General features: G+C 69.4%; 14 protein-coding genes and 8 pseudogenes. 11 read left to right on the forward strand and 11 right to left on the reverse strand.

The features are described 5' to 3' along the window. The first annotated feature begins 1,458 nt into the window (after positions 1-1,458). The gene (locus QC282_RS24785; protein ID WP_279551768.1) at positions 1,459-2,364 is read left to right on the forward strand and encodes an ANTAR domain-containing protein; all 906 of its coding nucleotides are present in this window, start codon (positions 1,459-1,461) and stop codon (positions 2,362-2,364) included. 332 nt (positions 2,365-2,696) lie between these two features. Here QC282_RS24785 and QC282_RS24790 read toward each other — a convergent pair. After that, positions 2,697-3,146: pseudogene (locus QC282_RS24790) on the reverse strand (ATP-binding protein); the annotation flags it as partial. Between the two features lie 196 nt (positions 3,147-3,342). Between QC282_RS24790 and QC282_RS24795 the strand changes: the two are divergent. Next, a pseudogene (locus tag QC282_RS24795) lies at positions 3,343-3,594 on the forward strand (MarR family transcriptional regulator); the annotation flags it as partial. A 165-nt stretch (positions 3,595-3,759) separates the two neighbouring features. Here the strand turns inward: QC282_RS24795 and QC282_RS24800 are convergent. After that, complete coding sequence (locus QC282_RS24800; RefSeq protein ID WP_336621086.1) at positions 3,760-3,975, reverse strand: STAS domain-containing protein; 216 nt, start codon at positions 3,973-3,975, stop codon at positions 3,760-3,762. Positions 3,976-4,206: 231 nt separating this feature from the next. On the opposite strand from QC282_RS24800, the gene QC282_RS24805 reads away from it, so the two are divergent. From QC282_RS24805 to QC282_RS24820, 4 genes and pseudogenes are all read left to right on the forward strand, one after another. Continuing rightward, a complete protein-coding gene (locus QC282_RS24805) occupies positions 4,207-4,461 on the forward strand; it encodes an EF-hand domain-containing protein (RefSeq protein WP_279551770.1) in 255 nt (84 codons plus the stop codon). A 267-nt stretch (positions 4,462-4,728) separates the two neighbouring features. Continuing rightward, positions 4,729-5,676 carry a Rieske (2Fe-2S) protein gene (locus QC282_RS24810; protein WP_279551786.1) on the forward strand — a complete coding sequence of 316 codons (948 nt, stop codon included), beginning with the start codon at positions 4,729-4,731 and terminating at the stop codon, positions 5,674-5,676. 97 nt (positions 5,677-5,773) lie between these two features. Continuing rightward, a pseudogene (locus QC282_RS24815) lies at positions 5,774-6,192 on the forward strand (DUF1360 domain-containing protein). Positions 6,193-6,344: 152 nt separating this feature from the next. After that, complete coding sequence (locus QC282_RS24820; RefSeq protein ID WP_279551771.1) at positions 6,345-6,878, forward strand: hypothetical protein; 534 nt, start codon at positions 6,345-6,347, stop codon at positions 6,876-6,878. Positions 6,879-7,395: 517 nt separating this feature from the next. On the opposite strand, the gene QC282_RS24825 is transcribed toward QC282_RS24820, so the two are convergent. The 3 genes and pseudogenes from QC282_RS24825 to QC282_RS24835 form a co-directional block, all read right to left on the reverse strand. Continuing rightward, complete coding sequence (locus tag QC282_RS24825; RefSeq protein WP_279551772.1) at positions 7,396-7,800, reverse strand: hypothetical protein; 405 nt, start codon at positions 7,798-7,800, stop codon at positions 7,396-7,398. Positions 7,801-7,847: 47 nt separating this feature from the next. After that, a pseudogene (locus tag QC282_RS24830) lies at positions 7,848-8,485 on the reverse strand (hypothetical protein). Positions 8,486-8,554: 69 nt separating this feature from the next. Further along, positions 8,555-9,280 carry a DUF2071 domain-containing protein gene (locus tag QC282_RS24835; RefSeq protein WP_279551773.1) on the reverse strand — a complete coding sequence of 242 codons (726 nt, stop codon included), beginning with the start codon at positions 9,278-9,280 and terminating at the stop codon, positions 8,555-8,557. Positions 9,281-9,727: 447 nt separating this feature from the next. On the opposite strand from QC282_RS24835, the gene QC282_RS24840 reads away from it, so the two are divergent. Then, positions 9,728-10,063: a hypothetical protein gene (locus QC282_RS24840; RefSeq protein ID WP_279551774.1), complete on the forward strand. Its 336-nt coding sequence runs from the start codon at positions 9,728-9,730 to the stop codon at positions 10,061-10,063. Between the two features lie 322 nt (positions 10,064-10,385). On the opposite strand, the gene QC282_RS24845 is transcribed toward QC282_RS24840, so the two are convergent. Then, complete coding sequence (locus tag QC282_RS24845) at positions 10,386-11,156, reverse strand: alpha/beta fold hydrolase (protein WP_279551775.1); 771 nt, start codon at positions 11,154-11,156, stop codon at positions 10,386-10,388. A gap of 203 nt (positions 11,157-11,359) precedes the next feature. Here QC282_RS24845 and QC282_RS24850 point away from each other — a divergent pair, with 203 nt between their 5' ends. Next, entirely contained in the window at positions 11,360-11,596 is a 237-nt protein-coding gene (locus QC282_RS24850) for an SDR family NAD(P)-dependent oxidoreductase (protein WP_279551776.1), read from the forward strand. On the opposite strand, the pseudogene QC282_RS24855 reads toward QC282_RS24850, so the two are convergent. The 4 genes and pseudogenes from QC282_RS24855 to QC282_RS24870 all read right to left on the reverse strand — a co-directional run. Further along, positions 11,573-12,547: pseudogene (locus tag QC282_RS24855) on the reverse strand (IS5 family transposase); the annotation flags it as partial. The gene QC282_RS24850 and the pseudogene QC282_RS24855 overlap by 24 nt on opposite strands. Before the next feature lie 81 nt (positions 12,548-12,628). Then, a pseudogene (locus QC282_RS24860) lies at positions 12,629-12,856 on the reverse strand (hypothetical protein); the annotation flags it as partial. A 108-nt stretch (positions 12,857-12,964) separates the two neighbouring features. Continuing rightward, positions 12,965-13,204 (reverse strand): hypothetical protein, encoded by a 240-nt coding sequence (locus QC282_RS24865; RefSeq protein ID WP_279551777.1) that lies wholly within the window; start codon positions 13,202-13,204, stop codon positions 12,965-12,967. An 84-nt stretch (positions 13,205-13,288) separates the two neighbouring features. Then, positions 13,289-13,687, reverse strand: coding sequence for a hypothetical protein (locus tag QC282_RS24870; protein WP_279551778.1), 399 nt, complete (start codon positions 13,685-13,687; stop codon positions 13,289-13,291). Between the two features lie 392 nt (positions 13,688-14,079). Here QC282_RS24870 and QC282_RS24875 point away from each other — a divergent pair, with 392 nt between their 5' ends. The 3 genes and pseudogenes from QC282_RS24875 to QC282_RS24885 form a co-directional block, all read left to right on the forward strand. Then, positions 14,080-14,364 carry a hypothetical protein gene (locus QC282_RS24875; protein WP_279551779.1) on the forward strand — a complete coding sequence of 95 codons (285 nt, stop codon included), beginning with the start codon at positions 14,080-14,082 and terminating at the stop codon, positions 14,362-14,364. 104 nt (positions 14,365-14,468) lie between these two features. Continuing rightward, on the forward strand, positions 14,469-14,684 hold the full coding sequence (locus tag QC282_RS24880) for a hypothetical protein (protein ID WP_279551780.1): 216 nt from the start codon (positions 14,469-14,471) through the stop codon (positions 14,682-14,684). Between the two features lie 1,013 nt (positions 14,685-15,697). Continuing rightward, positions 15,698-17,354 (forward strand): annotated as a pseudogene (locus QC282_RS24885) (DNRLRE domain-containing protein); the annotation flags it as partial. A gap of 1,055 nt (positions 17,355-18,409) precedes the next feature. On the opposite strand, the pseudogene QC282_RS24890 reads toward QC282_RS24885, so the two are convergent. Then, positions 18,410-18,524 (reverse strand): annotated as a pseudogene (locus QC282_RS24890) (IS5/IS1182 family transposase); the annotation flags it as partial.

Here is an 18,524-nt window from a genome sequence, read left to right on the forward strand (position 1 = left end):
CCCTTGCAGGACAGCAGGCGCGTTCAGTTCCTCGCATACAAGATCACCCGCCTGCCCGCTCGGCGAAACGGGGGGACACGAGCACTGGGCGGAAACTCCCGCCACTCTGTAGAAGGGCTACGTTCACCAGCCCGAGCGTGCTCTGTGGCACGACTACGACTGGGGCAACGTGTACTGGTTTGCTGCGACCCTCCCGAAGCCCGAGCTCTCCTCGACATCGTGATGCAGGCTGTATCACCACGAAGCGCCCGCGAACTTCGAAAGATCGTCAGCTGGTCAGACACCGTCTGGAACCTTCCGTCCCCGCACTGCGACGCGGACGGAAGATGAAGAACAAGCTGAGCGGTCCGGCTTCCTCCGTAAGCGTTCCACCGATCGAGCGATGCTTGGGGCCATGGCGGCCGGGCAGCCGCACCACATGGTTGTTGTGCCAGAACCGCCAACCGCGTTACGGCAGGTGACCGAGGGGATCGTGACGGCCGTCAGGGAAGGGGACGATGCTCGCATATGCGTCTTGCTGAAACGCTTCGTTGGTGAAGCCGACCTCAGCGCCCTCCTGATGCTGCGCCGACAGTTGTAAGGATCTCGATGCCCATCCAGGTCCTGGGTGTCCCGCAAGCCGTGAGGACCGACAGGGTGCTGGTCCGTACCGTGTTCCTTCGGCTGGAGGTAGTAGCCCTCGCCGATCCGGATGCTGTTGGTTGATTCCTCCCCGCTACATCTCATCCAGCGGGGCGGAGTGCCGCGAAGAGCGAAACGCGGGTGCGGGCGAGCGGTCTGCCGGTGAACCAGGCATCGAAGCGGGCGAGGGTGACGGCTGCGCCGGTGAGGTGGTGTTGCAACCGGGTCTTCCCAAGGCCGCGGTAGCGGGATGCGCAGGCCGAAAGCCTGGATGCCCATCAGAAGATGCCGAAGAAGCGATTCCACCAGGTGGGCGTTGAACGTGCGAGGGCAGTCGGCTCGGCCCGTCGTGGTCGCTCTCCAGTAGTTCCTCGCCCGGACGCTCCTGCGGAACTGGAGCGGTTGGTCGCCCGGCTCCTGGCCAAGGACCCCGCCCGTCGGCCGGACAGCGCCGATGAGGTCTATTACCTCCTCGAAGAGATCAACGAGCGCTACTTCGGTGACACCCCGCCGCCCAGCCGCGGTGCCGACATCACTTCCGAGGTCCCGCTCTCTCCGAGCGAAGCCAGACAGCACCACCGCTTCTTCACCAGTGCGCCCGTAAGGCCGGCGAGCCGTTCTGGTCGGGATCCGGTCCCCGCGTCTGCCCGCGGTGCAAGCCGCGCCGTAGCGCCTCGTTGTTGTGAGCGCGCGCAGGTTCGCAGGGATGGCCGCCACGTGTTTCATATGGGGGCGCAGGCTGGGTTGCGCTGGGCAAGTGGCGCTCGGTTAGGCTGCGGTTGGAGTGCTTGGGAAGCAGGTGCTGCCCGCGGCCGGCCCGAAGAAGAGCCGGTTGCGGTGTTGCTGCTGTCTGCCGTCCCGCATTGGAGCCTTTCTATGGGTCAGTTTCCCTGGCACCCGGATGAAGGAACCACCCAGTCGATACCGTCTGGCTCCCGTCCTGCCCGGTGGAATGCACGCTGGGCGCAGGAGGAGCTTGATCTGCGCAACCGGCGACTGGGCCATGCAGGTGTCGCCCGTGCTCAGGACGTCCTGGCCAGGCGGTACCGCCTCGGCTCGGCCGATCAGGCGTTCCAACTGCTGAGAACGGTGTCGCAGCAGTCGAACATCAAGCTCCACACGCTCGCCGACGCCGTTGTCCGTACGCCCGCACCGGACCAGGGCGCGTCGCTGTGGTTTCCTGGCCGGGCGCGTGTCAGTCCGCCCCGGCTGCCAGGCCTGAGTCTGGACCGGGGCTCGCGAGACAGCCAGGGTGCCGTCCTCAAGGCGACGCTGCACCGGGTGCTGTCTATCACGCAGACGCCGATGGGCAACGTACAGCTGGCGCAGAGCGGCCGACTTCATCTGGCCCGGCACACCGGCCTCAACACGTACTTCACCGACTTCTTCACCTTCGTCGACGCCCCCACGACCTCCTGCTCACAGGCTGCCGCCGAACGCCGTCAGGTCACGGTGCGGGACGTGGCGACCGCAGCCGTGTTCGACGAGGTGTCCCGTTACGCCATCATGCAGACAGGCAGCCGGGCTGCCCACAGTGTCCCTCTGACGAACGGCCAGGGCGGCGTGCTGGGCATGGTCTCCTCCCACCACGAACGTCCCCTGACCGGGTTCACCAGCGCCCAGCTCCACGCGCTGCAGCAGACGGGAACCAACGTGGGGCGCTGGCTGTCCTGGCACTGGCACACCGCCGTCCGGGATGCCCTGGAACGCCTCCACGCCCAAGCCGTCAGCGCGCAGCAATGACGTATTGCGGGGCTGCGTCCGCAGTTCTCGGTGGTCCGGGAAAACCGGGCGGGCAAGGCCGCTGTGCGGCGGCTGGCCTGGACCAGCGGGCATGCGCGGCACTCAGGCCCGGCCTCTGCCGCTGATGAGATCGACCAGATCGTGCCCGCCGCTGGCGTAGACGAGGGCCGATGGCCGGGATGAGCCGCTCGCCTCCTGGCCGCGGGTGTGGCACTGGTCGCCGGTCCTGCCCGCTCCGCTTGCTCTCGGCCACGCGGTTTCCACCCGCACCGCCGCTGTTTCCCGGCCCACGGACCTGGTCGTCGGCCGCTACCTGGAGGTCGCCTCGCGTCTCCGCCGGGGTCGTCTGCGAGTACGACGGATGCGGTGATCCGCTTGCCCACCGGTTCCCGGTGGACGCAGAAGCTCTGGGACACTGCCATGACGATTTCCAGGCCGTGCCGGCCCAGCCGTTCCGGGTCGGCCGCCTGGACCGACGGCAACGTGGCGCTGCTGTCCCACACGCTCACCTGCACAGCAACCTCGGTGATCTCCAGGTCCAGCAGGCACGGGCCCGGCGCATATTTACGGGCGTTGGTCACCAGTTCGCTCACCACCAGTTGCACCATGCCCATCGCCTCGGCCGGCACCGGCAGCCCGTGCTCTGCCTGCACCGAGGCGAGGAAGCCACGGGCCATGGCCCGGGCATCTGCGATCTCCGCGCGGTCGTCGAAGGCGGCAGTGACCGCGATAGGACGGTCGACAAGAGCCCCCTGGCCCTCGTTATGGGCAGCAGCATCCATGGACCCGCCTCACTTCCGAAGCGCCGGAACCGTCCGTCCCGCTTACCCGTAAAACTGCGTAGCACCCGCACACCGGCGGGACGCGCTTCCGGAAATCCGCTGCGGGTATTGCTACCGGGCCAGAACTGAAGGAGCGGGCAGACCGTGAACGAGCAGGCCAGGAAATGGGGATTCCTACCTCACCAACCACGCCCGGGTACTGCTTGCCATCGCGCGCAACCCTGCCGCCCGCCTTCGCGACATCGCCGCAACCTGCGACATCACCGAACGCACCGCCCAGAGCATCGTCAGCGACCTCGAACAGGCAGGCTGTCTGCGCCGCGAACGGGACGGACGGCGCACGCGCTACATCCTCTGCCGGGACGGCGCCCTCCGCCATCCAGCAGAGGCACACGTACCCGTCGGGAAACTGCTAACACTGTTCATCTCTCACGACAGCCGGCACTGAAGCCGCAGCCCACCGCCCGCCGTACTGCGGCCGGGGCGGTCCTGGACGAACCGCCGTGGGTGGCGTGAAGAGGCGCCCCGCCCCCGGCGCCGCAGTCGCTACTGCCAGTTCAGAACGAGGGGTCAGGCCGGCTCCGGCATGACCCTTCCTTGTCCGGTGCCGGTGTCAGGCCCCGTCACCGACTGCCATCCCGCTCTCGGCCTCGGCGACGGTGTCCAACGCGCGCAGCACGGTGTCCACCCCGGTGATGGCCAGCATGCGTTGCAGCTGTGTCGGCACACTGGCCAGTGCCGGTACGGGCCCGGCCTGGTCCGCCTGCCGCCAGGTCCGCAGGAGCACGCTCAGTCCGGCTGAATCGCAGAACGGCACCGCGGACACCACATACCGCCAGCCCTGGGTGGTCTGAAGACGATCGTGCAGGCAACAGTGTCAGGACTGCTGGTCCAGCCCGGACACACGGTGACCCGCACCTCCGACGGCGGTGTCCTGGCGATCACCTGACGGCGACTTCCGGATTTCGCCGGGGGGTGGGGAACCCGGGCCGTTCGGTGTGCGTCCTTCCCCCTGAGCGGGATGGCTTGCCCGCCGGCCGCACACCACCGGGGGCACGTGATGAGTGAGAAGGCCCGCAGACTCTTCGAGGCTCTTGACCTGGACGGCGACGGGATGCTGACCCGTGAAGAGGTGATCGTCGCCCTGCGAACAAAAGGACCCTCGCTGGCCGCCGCGGGCGTCATCCCGTCCTGGGGAGTGCAGGACACCGACGCGTCCTCCGCGCTGTTCGACGCCGCCGACCAGAACGGCGACGCTGCCCTCACCCTCGAGGAGTTCACCGCGGTGGTCGACCGCCGGTTCGGCTGGAACTGACCCCAGACCCGGGGGCCGCCCCGCCCGCGACAGCAAGGCATCCGCAGAGGGATGTTCCAGGGCTCGCCGCGCTGCGACCGGGAAATCGGGCCGATGACCAAAACGCCGCGGGCGTACGACATGTTCAAGGAGAAGACGGACGGCTGCGTCCGCGCGGTCATCCGACCGGGCGGCTGAACCGTGGTGCGCGGACGTTCGCCACTCCGTTTGCCGTCCGGGCAGGTGGGGACCCGGCCGACCATGAGCACAACGCCTCACCGCCGCCGGATGCGGCAGAGCCGGGTCCTGTGGCTGCTGGACAGCCTGGAGCGGGAGCCCCGGGTCGATCCGGTGATCGACGCGCTCCGCGCGGGGGTGCGATCCCTGCCGTTGGGGCGCGGCCGGGATGTGCTGCACGGCAGGTGGCTGGGGCACCCGGTGCATCCGCTGATGGTGCAGGTTCCGATCGGGAGCTGGCTGTCCGCGGCGGTACTGGATCTGCGGCCCGGCCGCTCCCGCGAGGCGGGGCTGCTGGTCGGCGTCGGTCTGGCCGCCGCCGCTCCCGCGGCGCTGGCGGGCGCTGTCGACTGGGCGGAGCTGCACCGCCAGCAGCAGCGCGTCGGACTGGTGCACGCTCTAACCAACACGGCAGCCGTGGGTCTGTACGCCGCCTCGCTCGCTTGCCGCGTCAAGGGACGCGAGGCAGCGGGCCGGGCGTTCGGCTTTCTGGGCCTGACGGCGGTCGGGCTCGGCGGCATGCTGGGCGGCCACCTGGCCTACCGCCAGGCGTCCGGCGCCAACCACGCCGAAGAGGTTCCGCACGTGGTTACGGAGGGATGGCACCGGATCGGGACGGTGGGCGAGTTCCCGGCCGGTCAGCCGGTGCGGCGCAGCGTGGACGACGTGCCGGTCCTGGTGGTGCGCGAACTCGGCGGGACGATCCATGCCCTGGCCGAGCGGTGCAGCCACCTCGCGGGACCGCTGTCCGAGGGCACCGTCGCCGACGGATGTGTCAGGTGCCCCTGGCACGGCAGCGTCTTTCGGCTCTCGGACGGTTGGAACGTCCGCGGTCCCGCCACCGCGCCCCAGCCTGCCTTCGACACCCGGATCGTCGACGGGCACGTTGAGGTGCGTTTGCGCCGGCAGGACCGAGGCGACCACCCGGGGAACGGTCGGGGAGCGGGCGGACAACCTGGCGCGACGGAAACGGGTACGGCCCCTGGACACAGCAGCTGATGGCCGCCTCGCACGACGCGTGCACGGCCTACTCAGGCGCACCGAACGAGGCTATTCGGCAGGGCACGAGCGGCCGTTGGGCGGTTATCTGGCGGCCATGGCGGGATTCGGGGCGTACACGGCGCCCTGGCCACGGCTGCGCGGGCGCCCGCTGCCCGAGCGGCCCGAACCGTGGGACGTGGTGTTGACCTCCGTGGCCACCTTCCGGCTGAGCAGGCTGCTGAGCAAGGCGTCGGTGACCAGTCCGCTGCGGGCCCCCTTCACGAGGTATGTCGGTCCGCAAGGGCCGGCCGAACTACACGAGGAGGCGCAGCCCGAGACGGCAAGGAGACCGTGGGCGAGCTGGTGATCTGCCCGTTCTGCACGAGCGTGTGGGTGGCCTCGACTCTCACCGCCGGCCAGTTGCTCCGGCCGCGCGCGACGCGCACCGCCATGGGCGCGCTCGCCGCCCTCGCCGGGGCAGACGCGCTGCAACTGGCGTACGGCGCGCTGCTGGGCAAGACCACCGGCGAGTGAGCCCTCTGCGGAACCTTGGGCAGGACGCCCGGGCCGCCGCTCTGCCCGGCGGGCCTGCCGTGCGGGGCTCTGTCTGCTGCCCCCAGTGCGGCGACCGGGCGGACGGCGTGACAGGGTGGGTGAAGCCGGTGGTACCGGGTACCCGCCAGGACATGATCAAGCGTGCACTGTGGCAGGGACTGGTCGCCGGTACCGCCGGAGGCGTCGTGATGACCCTCAGCGAGAAGATCGAGCAGGCCATCACCGGCCGACCCGACTCCCACGTGCCCGCCCGGGTTCTTCAGCGCCTGACCGGCCTGCCCGAACGCCCCGGCACACAGCCGCTCCCGGTCAATTGGGCCATGCACTACGGCCAAGCTGCCCTCCTCGGCGTACTGCGCTCGATCATGGCCCAAACCGGGCTGCGCGGACCGGTCGCCTCCGCCAAGTTCACCGTCGTCCGCCTCACCAACGACCAGATCCTCGAAAACGCGACCGGCATCGGCGCCCCGCCTCCTACCTGGCCCCGCAAAGAACTCGTAGTGGACATCGTTCACAAGGCCGTCTACGCCTTCACCACCGGCGCCGTCGCCGACGCCCTCGCCGCCCGCAGTGGCCCCGGCCCAGGGCAACGCCACGCCGCCGTCCACCCCGGTCGGCGGACCAACGTCGGACCCCCTCCCCGCAAGGACGCCTACGGTCGATAACGACGGCATCGTCTCGCGGCGCGGCAGCGGCATGGCTGCCATGTCCTGCAACCGGCAGCCCACGCACGCGGCAAGGCGCTGCCCGGGGTGAATCCGCGAGCGCTGTGCGTATAGATGTCGAAGTCGAGGCTCTGCTCTTGCCGAACGGGCAGGGGGTCCGTGCCGTGAGCTCGGCGAACGCACGCCAGGACCGGTCGGTGGTCTCGGTACAGAGGTCAAAGACGAGCGGTTCGGCGGCCAGGGCCTCGGCCAGGCTCGCCGGGTCGCCGTGAGCGGGTGCCTGGCGGGTACGGCGGGGAAGGCGGCAAGGATGCGGTGGCTGCCGCCAACGTTCATCCACTCCAGGACCCAGACGCCCAGATGCTCGTCGAGGAAGACCTCCGCATAGCCGCGGTCGTCGGTGCGATGCTGCAACAGATCCGCCCACAGCCCTCCTGCCTCGGCGACGGCTCTTGAGACCTTCTGGAGTTCCCGTCCGGCAAGCATGCGTCGGGCAAAGAGAACGGCAGCCGGCCGCTCATCGTTCACCACTCCTGGCTTTACCTCTGCTCTTGGCGGCGGTGGAACGCAACCAGGCGGCGATCCACCCCGTCTGCATCGCGGCATCGAGAAGATACGTCGGCCGGATCCGCCCCTTGGGCACGTAGACCAGATCAACGGCCAGCAGGGTCAGGGCGGTGCCCAAACCGATGCGACGGGCCTGGGCCGGGCCGTGCGAGTCCGGAGCCGCCGCGAGCTGGGCGACGCCGGCGGAGACCAGCAGTCCGCCCGTCGTCATCTGCAGCCACACATCGGTCTTCGGTCCGAAGACCCACTCGAAACTGCGCAGGTGCAGCAGCGGCCACAGTCCGCCCACGATGTTGAAGGCACCGTGCGCCACCGCGACCGTGCTCGCAGCCTCCCGAACTCTGGTTCTGCCCAAGGTGCCTCCCTTCGTAGGGGTGACCGCGTACCCGTGGCCGGGTGTCCTCACTCCGGGCCGAGCGCGATCGTCGTCGTGACCCGTGTGACGGCAGGTCTTCTCGGCACCGAACCGAACCCGAAGCGTACGGGCGGCTCGACGGGTGCCGCCGCACCGAGGTCGGTGCCCTCGAAGGCCGCCGACACCGTGCGGATCGGCCGCAGGTCCCGGGCGCCGTACCACTCGCGGCGCCCTGCGCCGGTGCTGCCGCGGGTCCGCACGCCGGGCAGCAGCACACGGGTCGGCCAGTCCATCAGCGCACTCCATACCGGACGGCGGGCGAGCGCGCCGGGAACGGCACACAGCAGGAACCCCGGGAGCCCTCGCCGGCCGGCGGTGAAGCGCAGGTCAAGTGACCCGCGGTGACGATCCACGTGCGGTCCGCGACGGTCACGTCGACCGGGACAACGCGTACGCTTTCGAAGGTATAGGTGTCGCTGACAAAGTCGGCCGTCCCCCGCGTGGGGGCCAGCAGCAACCGTTCCCCGTCGGGCCGTTCCAGCATCACATCGCTGAACGGTCCGAATGGTGACCGCTGCCAGTGTCCGAGCACGATGCGCGTTCCGGAAGAGGTGCCCAGGCCCGCGATCCAGCCGTCGAAGCGCAGCCGCGGCCGCCGCGTTGCCCCGCGGAGGATCCGGCTCATCCGCTTGTCCCCGCTCGAACGGGTTGAGGGAGCCCTCGCCGGGCGAGGGCCCGTCGAGTCAGCCCGGGTTCAGGACGGGCCCGCCGCTGGGAGACATGGTCGGGAGAGACCCAGCCGGACATGCCGGACTCCTTCCGAGAAGCGCACCAAGGGCTCGCCGAGAGGGGCGGGGAGGCCGGCCGCTGTGGTCAGCGTCTCCTCCAGCACGTCGACAGCGACATCGGCCAGTGGCCACGGCTCGTGCTCGACGGGCGTCTCCCAGAGCATGCCGAGCCGACGTGTGTACGCGCGCCAGCGCGACGTCAGCCACACGTCCCGTTCCGTCGCAGTGATCTTGTCACCGGGGCGGACGACCAGCCGGTAGGAGGCCCCGCCGGTCCACCTGGAACCGGCATAGGAGACGGTTTCCCCGCCCGCGGAGACGCTGAGGGTGGCCGGGTTGTACGGCGCGCCGACGGCACGAGTCGCCAGCATCAGGGGGCAGGCCACCTCAATGGACAGAAACCACAGCCCGTCCCGCCCGTTCCTGTGCCGGACATACGTCCGCAGGTTGGTCTCCGCGAACGTCGGCAGCCCGGGCACCGCTGCCGGTACCCCCGGAGGGCGCACGTCCGCCATGACAAACGGCGTGAACCCCACCCAGGCGGCCCCCTCGTACTCGTCCACCACCAGTTCCGCGGGCAGCAGAGCCTGAACCGCCTCGGGCGCGAATGACCAGTGCACAAACGTCTGAGTCAGCCAACCCGTCCGCAAAGCGGGAACCCGCACCCGATGCTCCGCCCCATACGCCACCACAGCCCGCGAGTCCCCCACACACGGCCGACGGAAACGTACAGGGCACGGATCCGAGACCTGCCACCTCTCGACAGGCGACAGCGGAACTGCCATCCCCGGCCGTTCCGGCCCTCAACAGAACATCTGTTCCACGGCATGAGGCTTGAGCCGAGCACACTCCTTAGCCCGGAGGGGGGCTGACACCCCACACACCGTTGTAGGACTCGAAGGGCGGGCCAGCCTGCTGCGCTGCCGGCCGGAGGGCCGGTAGTTGTAGATGGCGGTCAGCTTCGGCTGGTTCGTGGTGGCGTTGCCGGGAGCAGAGGTGGAGGGGGCAACCATCCACGCGATCCATCAAGCCAAGACGCAGAAGACTGCGGCTCCCTCTCAGGGGCGCAGCGCAGCCCCGTTCACGCCGCCGACCCCGGCACGACTGCCACCCTGCCTGTCCGAACGCTGCTGGACGTCATGCCCGTGAGGGACGAGACGCGCGCCGGTGACGAGCGCGACGCGTTCAAGCACTGGGACGCGTTCAAGCACTGTGTCGACGCCGATGCGGACAGCTGTTCCACCCGCAACGAGGCCCTGCTGGTGGAGGCCGTCAACGCCCCCGAGCGGTCCGGCCGCTGCACGCTGGCTGGCGGCACCTGGTGCAGCCCGTACGACGACACCTGGGTCGACGGTGCGCGAGGGCTGGACATCGACCATCTGGACGTTCGGCGGCTGAGTGGCGACCGGGGTCAGGGCCAAGGCCGTGGGTACCCGACGCCCGTCACCGTTCACCCGTCCCGGCGAGAGCCATGAGGGACAGGGCTGAGAGTCGTAAGGTCAACCGGTACTGCAAGGCGTGCGGCACGCCGGCCGTGAACCGGAAGCTCTGCGAGCGTAGCGGCGCCGTGCTGGAACTTCCTGGCGAGGCAGGACTGGTCGAGGACGAAGACGCGGCGGTACGGCGGACTTCGAAGGACGGGGCGCGCGCTGAGAGCCTGCCCGTGAGCCGTGAGCCGTGAGCCGTGAGCCGTGAGCCGTGAGCCGTGAGCCGTGAGCCGTGAGCCGTGAGCCGTGAGCCGTGAGCCGTGAGCCGTGAGCCGTGAGCCGAGGGCCGTGCTCCGAGCGCGGGCGGCGGCTACTTCCCGGTCGGCCTCTCCCTCGCGGTGGTCAGTACCGCCGCGGTGGCCGCCGGATGCGAGTGAGGGAACGCGTGCGCACCGCGCACTAGGACGGCCCGGCCCTGCCGGGCCCGCCCTGCCAGGTGCCGGCTCCAGGCCGGTGGGCAGAGGGCGTCGTGGTTCCCGGACATGACGACGACCGGGCAGGCCACCGAGGGCAGGACGTCCTCGGGTGCGTCCGTCTGCGCCGACCGTATGCAGCTGAGGAGCCGTCGGGGACCCGCCCGCACGTAGGAGGGCAGCAGCGTCGGCACGACGCCGGGGGACTCATGGACCGCCGTGCGGGCGAACGCGCCGACCAGCGGTCCCATCCGACGCAGGTGGCGCGGGAAGGTGGGCGCCAGCAGGACCAGGGCCCGGACGTGCTCCGGCACCCGGAGCGCCGCGTGCAGCGCCACCTGCGCTCCTGTGGAGTGGCCGGCGAGCACCACCGGAGCCGGCGGAACCACGGCCAGCCACCGCGCTATGACCTCCGCCAGCGGCTCCAGCGCCGGGCAGCAGCACAGGCCCGCGGGATCGTCGAAACCCGGGACGTCCAGCAGACGCACCGGACCCGATCGCGCGCACCTTTCCACCGTGCGCAGAAGGTATCCCGGCGCCCCCAGACCCGGCACCAGGGCCACGGCACCGCCCCGGTCGTCCAGGCACGGCGTTCCCAGGCTGCGCACCGACACCGGACCGAGGCGGTCACGGCAGACGTGCGGAGTCGGTCCCCAGTGCTGCGGCATGGCCGGCGGGTACCCACTTCGGCCCGTTCACGGACCGGCCCACCGCGAACGGTGACGCCGGTCAGCGTCATGGCCCGGTGGCGACGCCCGGTGACCGGCCGGGGCTCATCGGCGGTGCTGGGTACCTGGGTCGCTGCGCAGCCGGGCACGAGGTATCCGGCTCGGACACATCCGAGGAGGTAGGGCATGCGAGTCGAAACGGCGTGGTGGCGGTGACCGGAGCGTCCAGCGGGATCGGACCGGCCACGGCCAAGGCGTTCGCCCGCGAGGGCTGCGCCGTAGTGATGGCCGCGCGACGCGAGGAGGCGCTGGAGGCGGCGGCCAAGGAGTGCGGCAGAGCCGTCGCCGAAGTTGACGCTCATGTCCCTCTGGGGCGCGTATCGAGTCGTGATCAACTGGTGGTCCGGGTGGTGTTTGATCCAGATCATCGAGGCTCGTAGGTGGAGGCCAGTGAGGTAGCTGTCCGAGGTTTTGCCGTATCGGGTGCCGATGCCCCGCCAGGCCTTGTGTTTGTTGATCAGGCGCTCGACGGTGTTCCTCTCCTTGTAGAGGGCGGCGTCGTGGCTGACAGGTCGACCGCCCCCGGAACCCTTCTTCTTCCCGTTGGCGGCCTGGTCCTTCTTCTCCGGGATCACTGCCTTGATGCCGCGTTGACGCAGGTGGGCCCGGTTGCCGCGGGACGAGTAGGCCTTGTCCCCGGCGACCGCGTCCGGCCGGGTGCGGGGGCGGCCGACGGGGCCGCGGACCCGTCACTTCTTGAGCACCGGGATGAACTGCGGACTGTCCGCGGCCTGTCCCGCGGTCAGCACGAACACCAGCGGGCGGCACTTGCGGTCGGCGGCCAGATGGACCTTGCTGGTCTGCCCGCCCCTGGAGCGTCCGAGAAGAGCGGCCTTCAGGCGGACTCTTCGCCGACGCCGTATGCGTCGTCGTTCCTCCCGCTCGGGATCTGCTGTGGCGTCCTGCCCGCTTTGTTCTTCGAGGCTGCCCCCTTTGACCTGACCTTCTCCTCCTCGGTAGCAGCCTTCTCCAGTGCAGCGATGACGTCCTCGCCCAGATGCATCCCGGCGGCATCGTGGTGTGCCGCACGGTGGTGGACTCGATGCCGACCAGGGACAGGTCCACCGCACCCCGCTTCGCCGCTTCCGCGATCAGGCCCTCCAGCAGGGCCTCGAAGACGCCGCGTCACGCCACTGCCGGAAGCGGTTGTGCACGGTCGACCAGGCGCCGAACTCCTCCGGCATCTCCCGCCACTGCCCGCCGGTCCTGAACCGCCAGATCACACCCTCGAACTGCTGCCGGAGCCGTTCGGGGTACGGGCCGTACTCGCCGATCGGCAGGTACGGCCCGATGAACTCCCACTCTGCGTCCGTCAGTTGCACTTGCGTCACGCCAGAAGATCTACCGGACCAGACCCCGCCTCGAGAGCGGAGCCCGGAACTGCCACCGTCTGCCCCCGAGCCGAACCAGGCTCAGCCGAGACCGCGGTGGGCGGCCCACAACGTCCCGGCGCGGCTGGCCGCGTCGACAACCAGAGCCGTCAGTTCTGGTTCGTCGGGGACCGGGAACGAGACATATGCGGCCCGACCACCGCCGACTGGTCGGCCATGGGCTTTCGCGGCAAGGTGACCGTCCGGGAGAAGCCGGATGTTGAGTGTGGTCAGTTGGTCTTCACCACGTCGAGTGCCCGTCCAGCGGAGCGCCTGGTCTGCCTGGGCGCCGTCGCTGCTGCCAGGGAGGGTGGTGCGGTGTGCAGCGCTTTGGGCCTCTCCGGCCGCCTCGTCTCCGTTCTTGTTCGGCGGTGGCCTTCACACCGTGTTGGTCTCGCGTGGGGGCAGGCCCGGGATCACGCCATCGGTCAGATTGGTGCGGATCTCCCGGACGGCCGGCCCCGGGGTACCGCGGAGTTCGTGGCAGGCGATGATGACCTGTCCTCCAACGCCCGAGGGATTATCGAAGGTGGCGAGGTCGGTGAGACCGTCGAGGAGCGCGTTGCCGCTGCGCTGGTCCTCCGGACCGTCACCGAGACCGGTGAACGGGCCATCCACGATCAGGAAACTGCGGGACCGGCATCGCCGGCACCTCTCGCGCGGTATCGCGCAGGGCCAGCAGGACACTGACGTTCGCGCGGGTCATCCCGTGCCTGGCGACGAACCGGGAGTCGAACGACTTTCCGTTGATGGTGACGGAGAAGAATTTTTGGAGCTGATGGAGACCGTGTTGACCTCGGGGTCACACGCCTGCATCCGGCGCAGCGCATGACGCGACCACCGGTCGGTCCCCTGCTTGACCATCAGATCGGTGTCCTGCCGTGCAGTGGTGTATGCGGCCTTCGCGATCTCCGCGGCCTTCTCCAGCTCGGGCAGCCGCTCGCGCAGTTCCGTCAGCTCCGCGACCTCACGCAGGTGCTCGGCGTTCTGCTCCAGCCGCGCGGCCAGCTCCCGTGCTGCCGCTTCGGCCTCCACCACGACCTGCTGCTGCGGCGTGATCACATCCTGCGTGAACGCCCGCACCGCGGCCGCCGCCTCCACGACAACCCGGTCGGCGTCACCGACCCGTCCGCGGGCCTCCTCCGCCGCCTGCGCCGCACGTCGGGCTGCCTCACGCGCCTGCTCAGCGGTCTGCGAGCCTGGGCCATCCGCCGCGTGAACTCCTCGGCACGCTGAGGGCGGTCAGGATCGAAACGTCGGCACACAGGACAGTCGTCCTCGGGCAGCCCCGTCAGATCGAGCGCCCGTACACACCTGGGACACAGGCTCGGATCGGTGGCTGCCTCCCGCAACCCGGCCAGACGCCCCCTTGCCTCGGCTGCGGCCGTATCCAGAAGCCGCGCCGTACGCTGACGGTCCTCGGCCGCCATACCCGCGGCCCGCCGGGCCTCCTCCGCCGCAGCCATCTTCTGCTCCAGCGCGACGAGCTGGCTTTGCAGCCGACTCAGCTCCGCCCCGGCCTTCTGCGCCTTGAACGCCTCCTGCTGGTGCTGCGCGGTCCACTGCTCACCGCGGCGGAGAACCTGAAACGGCTCGCCGCCTTCACCCGCGCGGCCAACCGCCGCCGCGCCATCGAGGACGGGGAACTCCCGGCCCCGGCGGCCGACCCGGCCGACCCGGCCGACCCGGCCGGACCGGTCGACCGGCGCCGCCAGGAGCACGAGCAGCAGCAGCACCAGCAGCCCGGCCCCGGCCAAGGCCAGGGCCTCCAGCCGTGACGGGCGGGACGAAGGACGAAGTTGCCGCGCCATCAGCCGGGACGCGACCGACCGCCCAGCCTCGAAGTGGGCTGGGAGAGGCGAGTGTGCGAGGGACCGATCCCTTGGACGCGGAGGCCCTGACGGTTGCCCCGATCCTGCCGCACCTGTCGCCCGAGCGCCTGGAACAACTCCAGCAGCTCGCCGACATGTCCCGGCTGCGTGCGACGCTGTACCCGTCGCCGAAGCCGCCGCCCGTCCGGCGCCGCTCCCGCTCACGGCAGTACCGCGGGGGCCGGCCGAACCCGTGGCGCACCGCGCGGGGCCGCCGCCGGGGATGAGTGAGCACGGTGGACTCCACCGTGCATCCGGTGCGCGGACAGGCGGCGGCCGGGTGGGAATGGTCTCCACCCGGAGAGTGAGACCACGGTGGTGCGCATCGGGTCGACTGCACTTCGGTGCGCACCCTCCGGTGGGGGAGTGCAGAAGATCCCGGCATCCGATGCAGGCGGTGCGGTTCATCGCGCGCACCGGTGCGCGTGCCGACGATGCAGTGCAACAAGGGGACCGCGCACCCACGGAACCGAAACGATCGGGTCCGAATGTACTGCGCGGCCGACGGCCCGAGTGTTACATCGCGTGCGGGCCTCTGCCGGCAACACGCACCGTGCGCCGCATGCTCGCGCGCCCGTCGGGCTCGGGCACCCGCCGCAGGAGCGTGGGCAAGGGCGGAGCCGGCGCCTTTATGCGGGTCGTTCCTACCAGAAACGGACTTGACGCCCTCTCAGAACCCGGCGACTTCTCCGAAAGGTCGATCTTCAGCCACAGCGGCCATGGGGGCAGTATCCGTGTCGGCACCATTTCGTCTCGCTCCGGTGCGCCCCCGGCCCGTCTCCCTGAGCGCATGCTGTGATCCACCCGACGTTTAGGACATCCGCAGTCCCCTGCCGCCAAGGGCGCCTGCCACCAGGGAAGTTGAACGGAATCCGCACGTCCTGAAATCACCTGCATGGGTGTTGATCTTCCTGCCTAGAGTTCTGCCGCCCGTGCGGTTTTCGCACGGGAGTTTGAGTTTGGCCTAGCGGGAAGGACACGGCACCTCGTGCATCCATCCACCCAACCCACTACGCAAAGACGCAGAAGACGCAACCGGCTCGCGGCAGCCGCCGCACTGCTACTGATCGCCGAGGTCGGCATCGCCGCCACCGGCCAGGCCGCTGCGGCTCCCACCCCGGAGCGCACCGCGGAGGCGACCAGCGAGCCGGCCAAGGCCCCCCAGCCGTCCAATTCGGAGATCCACAAGGCCGACACTCAAAGGGCGGCCCGGCACGCCAAGGGCTCAAAGGCGTGGGCGATCCTCGAGGCGAAGAAGACCGGCAAGAAGACTATTGCCCACGACGAGACGACGGCCACCTCCTACACCGTGGCCAATCCGGACGGCACCCTCACCACCGAGCTGACCTCTGGGCCCGAGCGGGTCTGGCGGGCCGGCAAGTGGCGCAAGGTCGACGCCACCCTGATCAGGGCCGGCGACGGAACTGTGAAGGCCAAGGAGCACCCCAACGGGCTGCGTCTGGCGGGCAAGGGCGGTACCGCGCCGCGCTCGCTGGCCGCCGCCAAGGACGCGGCCCCGCGCGATCTCGTCACCCTCGGCAGTGGCGAACAGGCGGTGACACTGCAGTGGAAGGGCGGCCTTCCCGCGCCGGAGTTGGACGGCACCACGGCCCGCTACCGTGAGGCCGTGCCTGGCGCCGACGTCATCGTCGAGGCCACGCGGACCGGCTTCGAGCAGTACGTGCAGATCGACAAGAAGCCGTCCGGCGCCTACTCCTACACACTGCCGGTCAAGGCCAAAGGGCTGAAGGCCAAGGCGAACAAGGACGGGTCGGTGACGTTCACCGACGCCGAGACCGGTGAACGGCGCGCGACGATGCCCGCCCCGGTCATGTGGGACGCCTCGGTGGACAAGCGGTCCGGCGAGCACCCACCGGGCCCGCGTCGCCATGAAGGTCATGAACAAGGGCACCGGCCGCATCGACCTGGTCGTCACGCCCAGCGCGGACTTCCTCGCCGACCCCAAGACCCAGTATCCGGTCACGGTCGACCCCTCGACCTCCGCCCTGGCCTCCACCTTCGACACCTACGTGCAGCGCGGCGAAACAGTCGACTGGTCCGCCGACACCGAACTCGACTTCGGCAACCCCGGCACCACGAACCCGGACGGCACCACCCGCGTGGCCCGGTCCTTCATCCACTGGAACACCACGCCCATCCAGGACGCGTTGATCATCGACACGAACCTGGCACTGTGGAACTTCCACTCCGGCAACACCGACTGCACCGCACAGTCGTGGACCGTCTGGGACACCACCGCGGCATCCACCTCGTCGCGGTGGACCAACCAGCCCACCTGGAACCAGCAGTACCACTCCTCCAGCCAGACCCGCGGCAACCCGGACTGCACCGGCACCCAGCCCGACGGCTGGATCAACGCCGACGTCGACACCCTCGTGCAGACCTGGGCCTCGGCGAAGGCGACCCGCGGCTACATGGGCCTGCGCGCGGCCACCGACGACACCCGCGCCTGGAAACGCGTCAACTCCGGCAACGCCACCACGAACCAGCCGAAGCTGACCGTGAACTACAACTACCGTCCCTCCGACGGCGCGGCACAGCAGGCCGGACCGCCCTTCACGACTTACAACGATGTGTGGGGCGTCAACACCCTCATACCGACGCTCCGGGACAAGTTCGCGGACGCGGACGGCGACAAGGTCAGCGGTAGCTTCCAGGTCTACGACGCGGAAACCAATACTCCGATCACCACGCCGGCCGGAGACGGCGTGCTCGTCTCCGACTTTGTCACGCCCGGCGAGTGGGCGGCCGTGCAGGTCCCGGAGGGGCAGCTCGTCGACGGCAAGATGTACAAGTTCCGGACCAACGCCTACGACGGTACCCACTACAACCTGGGCTGGTCCCCGTGGCGGACGTTCGTCGTGGAGACCGCAGCCGCCGGTGTTCCCACCGATCTCCAGCCCGGCGACACGTACACGATCAACGATCCCGCGCTGATCGCCGATCCCGCCCAGGTTGAGCAAGTCCTGAACAGGGACGGCAATCTGGAAGCGTTTGGCATCAAACCGCGCACCGGCCCGTCCGCTGAGCAGCCTGCCGCGGCGGCAAGCGCGCCGACTGTCGGGACAATGGCTGCCTGGGAGCGCACGTACACGGTTCCCAGTCAGCGATTCAACCACGGCCGCAAGCCCGAGAACAACGGCCAGGACCCGTACGAATACATCGCCGACGTCGACGAATGTCACAACGCTGATGACTCGGACAACACCGCCGGGTGGATCAAGAACAGGTTCTCGTACTGCCAGGAGACCTTGACGGTCATGCCGGCGATCAAGTGCGGCCTGTGGCCTCCCGGCTGCTATCTGCAAGGAGTCTTCATCTCGACCAACACCCTTATCGGCCGAGGTCAGATGGGCGGCTTGGACGGTAGCCTGATGACCCGGTTCGCTGAATTCGACTTCAATGTGGATGTCTTTACATCCAGCGGCGATTTCAACAAGGTCGGCGCCAAGTTGGAAGCGACGCTGGAGTGCGAGGGAGACTGGGACATCGGAGTTCCGGGCGACCCCAGGGCAGAGGACGCCTGCCAGCCTGGCATCCATACCGGCCGCAGTGATTCACCGAGCCAGTGGAAGTACAACGGCGACACGAAGTTCGACCTGTGGTCGCTGGCGCCAAAGCTGCCCGATGTCGCCAATGGCGATCAGATCGCCACCGGCCTGTTCACCCCGGTCCTCGAGTTCACGATCCCTGGCTACTCCCAGGTCATACCTTCCGAGGGCGAGCAGGGGGAAATCCGCTTCGACAGCGCCGCCTACAACGTACGAGCAAAGGCGGGTTCTGTCTTCCCCGATGCCACACCCGCCCTGCGCTACGACCGCAGCGACAAGTCCGATGCCACTGCTCCCGTGGAGCCGTACATCGGAGTAGCCGCCGTTGCGGACCACATCGGCGACGCTCTTGACGACCCGGGCAGCACTTAGACGTCATCTCATTTGGTGAGCCTGCGGTAGCAGATGAGGGTGCAGGCGATGCTGGTGAAGGCGAGGAAGTGGTCTGCTTTGCGTTCGTAGCGCCGGTGGAGGCGGCGGCAGCCGGCGAGCCAA

The sequence above is a fragment of the Streptomyces sp. DH24 genome (genome assembly GCF_029813775.1).
Lineage (GTDB): Bacteria > Actinomycetota > Actinomycetes > Streptomycetales > Streptomycetaceae > Streptomyces.

Bases quoted from the DNA above. Each gene is read 5' to 3' on its own strand.
- QC282_RS24805 (WP_279551770.1), top strand. From the start codon at position 4,207: ATGAGTGAGAAGGCCCGCAGACTCTTCGAGGCTCTTGACCTGGACGGC.
- QC282_RS24810 (WP_279551786.1), top strand. From the start codon at position 4,729: ATGCGGCAGAGCCGGGTCCTGTGGCTGCTGGACAGCCTGGAGCGGGAG.
- QC282_RS24820 (WP_279551771.1), top strand. From the start codon at position 6,345: ATGATCAAGCGTGCACTGTGGCAGGGACTGGTCGCCGGTACCGCCGGA.
- QC282_RS24840 (WP_279551774.1), top strand. From the start codon at position 9,728: ATGCCCGTGAGGGACGAGACGCGCGCCGGTGACGAGCGCGACGCGTTC.
- QC282_RS24845 (WP_279551775.1), bottom strand. From the start codon at position 11,156: ATGCCGCAGCACTGGGGACCGACTCCGCACGTCTGCCGTGACCGCCTC.